We start from the raw sequence: 1,780 nt of genomic DNA on the forward strand, positions 1-1,780 counted from the left end.
TTAAATCGGCACTGGAAGATTTTAGACGTAGTAAAATGCAGACATTTTTGACTTCTCTTGGAATTTTAATTGGGGTTTTTGCTGTAGTAACTTTAACCGCCATGGGTTTAGGTTTAAAAAAATATATATCCGATCAATTTGACGCTTTGGGAACAAATACTTTATTCGTAGCCCCGGGTAAATTATTGGAAAGTGGAGGATTTGGCGCATCGTCATTATTGGGTAACCGTTTTGATTTAAAAGATTTTAATAGATTAAAAAGAGTTCGCAGTATCACTGCAATTACTCCATTATCATCAAAATCGGGGACAGCCAAGGGGTCGAAAAAATCTGAATTTGTGACGATGTTTTTTTCATCGGAAGCTTTTTTTAATATTTCAGGATTTGATATAGACAAAGGAAGATTATTTGAAAAGCGTGACGTCGGTAAAAGAGCTAAAGTCGTTGTGGCTGGACCAAAGATAGCGGAAAAACTTTTTGGATCGATTGGTGAAGCTATTGACAAAAAAGTCACCATTGATGGTGTGACTTTTACAATCGTTGGGGTAATAAAAAGTAAAGGTGGGGGAGGATTTGGTGGGCCAGATTATGATTCATATTTTTTTGGACCTTACACAACTGGTTTTATATTTGATCCAGACAAAAAATTTATCCGTTTTGCGATGAAGACTGATGAGAATCTGCCAATTGCTACCGTCAAAGAGGAAGTAAAAAGTGAAATGTTAAAAAGATATAAAGAGGACCAATTCAGTATTATTGAACCAACGGAAATATTATCAGTCGTTAATGGAATTTTTGGAATTTTGAATTTAGTACTTGTGGCGATCGCTAGTATTTCACTTTTGGTCGGAGGGATAGGAATAATGAATATTATGTATGTGACAGTTTCGGACAAAACCAAAGAAGTTGGAATTAGGCGGGCAATCGGGGCCCGGAAAAATGATATTTTATTTCAATTTATAGTTGAAGCAGTGGCCTTATCGATCCTTGGTGGAGCTTTGGGTCTTGGTTTGGCCTACATTGGAATTTTAATAGTTCAACCATATTTTCCCGCTTATATGGATGTCACTTCAGTGACCTTAGCCCTTGGAGTTTCAACTCTAATTGGAGTTGTCTTTGGGGTTTTGCCGGCAAGGAAAGCAGCTAATCTTGAACCGGTTGAGGCGATCAGATACGAATAGTTGTAAATAGTTATAAATAGTTGTAAATAGTTATAAATAGTTATAAATAGTTGGAAATAGTTGAAAATGGTTGGAAATAGTAAAAAAATCAGAAAGAGTTTGAAAAAGAAGTGATTTGCCTCGCTAAAATATCATATTCATTTTGTAGTGAGTTAGTATCTACGTTATAAACAAGCTTGACAATATCTAGTAGTGTAATGACTTCATTATCTGAACCTTTAGCAATTTCCAAATAATTTTTAAACTGTTTATTGCTACGAGCATAGCCTTCAGAAATATTTGCTGGAACGGAAACTGATGCTCTTTTCAATTGATCGCATAAAGAAAAATCTCTGTATAGGGTTTGATTTTCTTTAACTAATTTATAGATTTTTCCGACTAATTCTAATGCTTTTAAATATATTCTTAAGTTTTTAACACTTTTCATAAATTATTAGTTAGAACGATTTATAACAATTTATAACTATTTTAAACTAATTATAACTTTTCTGGCATTTGGGGCAGAAGAATGAACTTCGTCCGTTGTGTTTAATTCTTTTAATTATTGTTTTACAGTTTATACAAGGCTTACCTTCCCTTTGATAAACCAAAAAGTTTTT

The 1,780-nt window shown here is 33.6% G+C and carries 3 protein-coding genes; 1 reads left to right on the forward strand and 2 read right to left on the reverse strand.

Annotated features, from left to right (window positions below; all coding sequences use genetic code 25):
- A partial coding sequence (locus GW846_06460) for an FtsX-like permease family protein (protein ID NDK10387.1) occupies positions 1-1,181 on the forward strand: 1,181 nt, incomplete at its 5' end.
- A gap of 40 nt (positions 1,182-1,221) precedes the next feature.
- On the opposite strand, the gene GW846_06465 is transcribed toward GW846_06460, so the two are convergent.
- On the reverse strand, positions 1,222-1,608 hold the full coding sequence (locus GW846_06465; GenBank protein ID NDK10388.1) for a four helix bundle protein: 387 nt from the start codon (positions 1,606-1,608) through the stop codon (positions 1,222-1,224).
- 46 nt (positions 1,609-1,654) lie between these two features.
- Positions 1,655-1,771: a hypothetical protein gene (locus GW846_06470; protein NDK10389.1), complete on the reverse strand. Its 117-nt coding sequence runs from the start codon at positions 1,769-1,771 to the stop codon at positions 1,655-1,657.
- Positions 1,772-1,780 lie beyond the last annotated feature (9 nt).

It is taken from the genome of Candidatus Gracilibacteria bacterium (genome assembly GCA_010119145.1).
Classification (GTDB): Bacteria; Patescibacteriota; Gracilibacteria; order BD1-5; family UBA6164; genus JAACSU01.